The sequence below is a fragment of the Oligoflexus sp. genome, assembly GCF_035638955.1.
GTDB lineage: Bacteria > Bdellovibrionota_B > Oligoflexia > Oligoflexales > Oligoflexaceae > Oligoflexus.
In genome coordinates this window covers 1-3,759 of sequence record NZ_DASQYZ010000428.1, presented here as the reverse complement: position 1 = coordinate 3,759, position 3,759 = coordinate 1, and the positions used below count along the sequence as shown (strand labels likewise).

6 protein-coding genes and 1 pseudogene are annotated in these 3,759 nt (G+C 49.9%); 1 reads left to right on the top strand and 6 read right to left on the bottom strand.

Annotated elements, in window-relative coordinates:
• Positions 1–124: 124 nt before the first annotated feature.
• The 6 genes and pseudogenes from VE954_RS43955 to VE954_RS35770 form a co-directional block, all read right to left on the bottom strand.
• Positions 125–295: a transposase gene (locus VE954_RS43955; RefSeq protein ID WP_349263859.1), complete on the bottom strand. Its 171-nt coding sequence runs from the start codon at positions 293–295 to the stop codon at positions 125–127.
• Positions 295–606, bottom strand: a complete 312-nt coding sequence (locus VE954_RS35790) for a transposase (protein ID WP_324962150.1) — start codon at positions 604–606, stop codon at positions 295–297. The genes VE954_RS43955 and VE954_RS35790 overlap by 1 nt, the downstream gene beginning before the upstream one ends.
• A gap of 308 nt (positions 607–914) precedes the next feature.
• Positions 915–1,163, bottom strand: a complete 249-nt coding sequence (locus VE954_RS35785; protein WP_324962148.1) for a hypothetical protein — start codon at positions 1,161–1,163, stop codon at positions 915–917.
• A gap of 257 nt (positions 1,164–1,420) precedes the next feature.
• Positions 1,421–1,561 (bottom strand): annotated as a pseudogene (locus tag VE954_RS43950) (substrate-binding domain-containing protein); the annotation flags it as partial.
• A 73-nt stretch (positions 1,562–1,634) separates the two neighbouring features.
• The gene (locus tag VE954_RS35775; protein WP_324962144.1) at positions 1,635–2,300 is read right to left on the bottom strand and encodes a hypothetical protein; all 666 of its coding nucleotides are present in this window, start codon (positions 2,298–2,300) and stop codon (positions 1,635–1,637) included.
• Entirely contained in the window at positions 2,287–2,952 is a 666-nt protein-coding gene (locus VE954_RS35770) for a type II secretion system protein (RefSeq protein WP_324962142.1), read from the bottom strand. The genes VE954_RS35775 and VE954_RS35770 overlap by 14 nt, the downstream gene beginning before the upstream one ends.
• A 371-nt stretch (positions 2,953–3,323) precedes the next feature.
• Here VE954_RS35770 and VE954_RS35765 point away from each other — a divergent pair.
• A partial coding sequence (locus tag VE954_RS35765; RefSeq protein WP_324962140.1) for a hypothetical protein occupies positions 3,324–3,759 on the top strand: 436 nt, incomplete at its 3' end.

The following is a 3,759-nucleotide window of genomic DNA, read 5'->3' as shown; positions in this document are numbered from 1 at the left end:
CAGCGGATGCAGGTCAGAATAATGGACTTTTGAAAATGCCGTCCTTTGAAGCTCAGCGCCATAACCACTCCCTGGATACGGTGAACTGGTGAATATGACCAATCCCGTGTCAGGATGCTAGAGATTATTTGCAACAAAGCCGTCGATCCTGGATGTCGGCCCGATGAACTACGACCTTTATTACCAAGCCCAAAGTATCAACAATCAAATGACGTTTGCGACCTTTGACTTTCTTGCCGGCATCATAACCACAGACGCCACCAGCCTCAGTGGTTTTAGTGGACTGGGAATCAATTATTGCCGCACTTGCCTCTTCGTTTTTTTTTGATCGACGCGTACGATTTTTCTCAGCTCATCGTTGATTTTTTCCCACACCCCACTTATTTTCCATTCTCTAAAGTAGTGATATGACGTTTGCCATGGCGGCAAATCGTGTGGCATTTGCCTCCACTGACATCCTGTTCTCACAACATAAAAAATTCCATTCAGTATCTCTCTGAATTGATACGTTCGTGGACGGCCGTCAAACTTTTCAGGAGGCATGAAAATTTTTAAAACATCCCATTCGGCATCGTTCAGATCGCTTTGATATGGTTTCCTATCCATGGAAGCCTAAACCTCACCTTGGTGCTTTGGTGAGTCATAACTCGCACCGAGTCTTTATGCAATTCGGGAAGTTTCTTCACTCCAACTGGCTGACCATGGCCTTTTTAAACCAGCTCTTAGAAGTGGCAGGAGCGTAAACAAGTTCACTCCTGCAGTCTTGCTTTCAGGCTATGGGTTCAATACAAACGATCCTTCGATCGAATCCTTGGGCATTAAAATGCTGCTCAAACCTGTGAATTTTAATGATTTGGCTGGGATTTTCGCTACTTCTCTCGAGATTTCTCCAATTTGAGGCCTCCACTGAATTTTTAATTAATTGCACCGATATCGTCATAATGCCGCTCAAAATGCTTATCCACTGCATCCTGCACCTGATCCGAAAAGCCCCACGTCGGCCTCGTATGCTTCTGCTGCTTGAGTAGATAGAGAAGCCGCAGCCGCTTTCCATTCTGCAAACGCTGGAAGATCCCCTTGTGCGGAAAAAACTTCCACGCGGAATTGGTCGAGAAGTCCCCAAGGAACACATCCTTCCGCCCGCGAAGCGCATTGGGAAACATCCCCCGCGGAATCAAAGACCGCTCAGAAGGCCGCGCTCCCTTCGGAATGGCCACGTGGCCCGAAGGCCGCCACGTCTCGCCATGCTCCTGCTTCAGAAGCCAGGGCCACCGAATAGACGCGCGCCATGAGATCATCCTGACTTGCATTGTTGGATCGAATGCCCTTTTGCGCCCACCTGCTGCGGAGGGTGAACTTTGCGGGCATGTCGGCCTTGATGGACTTCACCGCCTGTTTTGCGGTTTGATTCAAGGCCTTCGTCTTTATCGGCAAAGCCACGATCTGCAATGGCATCAATATCATAAGCCAGTGCCAACGTTGCCACATCGGCTTCCAGGCCGTCGATAATTGCGCGGGCTTGTTTGCCCGATCCGCCATGCGACTGCTTGACTTCCAGCGTGTATCTTTATTTTGCCTCCGCAATCCAACATCCAACCGTTAGCCAGGACGAAACCATCCGGAATTTCCTGCTTTCAATTCGGAAGTATATCCAGGTCACCAGCAGCCTTGGCTGGGAGAAAGAAAACTTTTTGCAGGACAGATACTGTCTTCAGTTCGCGATCAGGATCCGCGTAGACTGTTTCCATCACAACTCGAACCTGATCGTGCACCAGGGTCGAACACAGTGTAGCCCCTGGAAAGACTTTCAGGGGATAGGCTGCAGGGTTCGCACCCGTGACGATGGTCGTCACTACAGGATAACGCCCGGCCTGACAGGCGAGGCTTTTGAGGCAGCTGTATGGATCCTGATAAATCTTTGCGCGATTGGCTGGTGAATAGACCTGATTGAAAAGATCCTGCTGGGCAACGGGGAAAGGCTGGCAGCTTGATTCATAGCGGACTGTGTAACTCCGGCTTGTGTCGCTTGCATTCTGTGGCAGACGCTTGATTTCGAGGCCTTTGGGACTGACGAGTGGGTTCAGGCCACCGTTCATCTGCACCGCGGCATCACGCGTGACAGTGTTGAACAGCACCTCCGTCTGTTTGCGGCTAGTCATCCGCTCTTGATCATGTTTAGAGGTTTTTTGCAGACGGCTCATAAACCCAGCGCCGATCAGGATGACAAGAGCCAGCAGAGCGGCACCTATCATCAGTTCGACGATTGTCGTGCCATTTTCATCCGAATCAATTTGTAACATGAAAAAAATTATTCCTTCTATTGTAGTCCAGGCCGTTTGTGGAATCGTGCGCCCAGTACAAGGTGGAATATACCTGCATCGCACCCTCTGTCAGGTTTCGGAAATTATCGCAGGACACAGCTTGATTGGTATGGGCGTTGATCAGTTGAATCTTGATTTCTGCAAACGCATGGGGTGAACCATTGATGCTGCTCGAATCGAGCTGCAGGTCACGCTGAAAACGCACGCAGAAATACATCGTGCTATCGGCTGAACTGGTAGGGTTGCCAATGAACTTCGAAGTTTGGCAGCGCTGGATTGCTGTGGCAACAAAGTCGTGACGTGGCGCAGACACTGCCGCCAATTGTGAGGACGTGAGGCCTGTTGTCACCTGTGGGCTTAGACTGACAAAAGGATAAGCAGCCATCGTCTGGGCGATATTCGCGGCAGAATAGCAGCCTGAACTTGGGGGATTCCTGCCTAAATTCTTCATGATCTTGAAAAGGGACTGGTTCACTTCTTCAAAATTGAGTTTTGTGGCAAGCTTGGCTCGGGCCCGCATGGAGTTAATAAAGGCTTGACCTGCGGTTACGGCGATAAGCGAAATAAGGGCCAGTGCTACCAGCACGGACACGATCGAAAATCCGGCCTCATGATCCTGCGTAATTTTCATGGAAATACCCTTGTTGTTCCTCGTATGCATCGGTGCAAAAGCGGGCAGCCTTGACTGCTGTCCTGGCCACTATTATTAGAGCGTGTATCTGTTAGAGTTCTGTGTGGATAATCCGGATCAAGGTGACACCGATTCCGCGTGAAGGTGTGGGGTGGTCCTGGATCCAAGGTTTCATCCTTTTTCTGAATCACAAAGATTCTGCTTCAAAGGCAGGGCGAAATTCGCATACAGCACGTGCCTCTGTGCCGTCTTAAGACGACAGTTGTTGCCGTCCTGTTATCACAGAGCGAAATGGCTATTCTCATGGCAAAAAATCGCGAAAGTGAAGATGTTATTGATAAAAGCCGATGAGCTTTAGATGAGGAGGTTCCATGCAATTTTCAAGGTTCGAGACTGGAAATGCGAGCCTGGCTTCCGTGTTCGGGCTCATGGCAGTTCTGGGTATCTATGTCCTTAGCGATCACAAGAAAACTGATAACATGCGAATGGAAGTCCTGGGTCGGAGCCTCGATTCGATAGGCAAACAGACCAACGAATCCGCGCTGGCGCGGACAAAAAGCCTTTTGCAAGTTAATAGTTCCGGCATTGCGGCGGTCAAGGTCACAAACGGCTCTTTTCAGGTTTTAGGAGGCAGTAACTTTCAAGTGTTGGACGGCAAGTTGCTGCTTATGACTCCCGATCCGCGCTCGAATTCCTGGACATCTGTATCGAACACGGCGAACCACACGATGCTGAATAGTGAGGTCGCAGTGGAAAAAGTTGAACTGAATGCTGTCGGAACTCCGACCGCTTTAATTGCCGTGGCAA

Excerpts from the sequence above, each read along its gene's own strand:
- VE954_RS35770 (WP_324962142.1), bottom strand. The coding sequence starts at position 2,952 with ATGAAAATTACGCAGGATCATGAGGCCGGATTTTCGATCGTGTCCGTG.
- VE954_RS35785 (WP_324962148.1), bottom strand. The coding sequence starts at position 1,163 with ATGTTTCCCAATGCGCTTCGCGGGCGGAAGGATGTGTTCCTTGGGGAC.
- VE954_RS35775 (WP_324962144.1), bottom strand. The coding sequence starts at position 2,300 with ATGTTACAAATTGATTCGGATGAAAATGGCACGACAATCGTCGAACTG.
- VE954_RS35790 (WP_324962150.1), bottom strand. The coding sequence starts at position 606 with ATGGATAGGAAACCATATCAAAGCGATCTGAACGATGCCGAATGGGAT.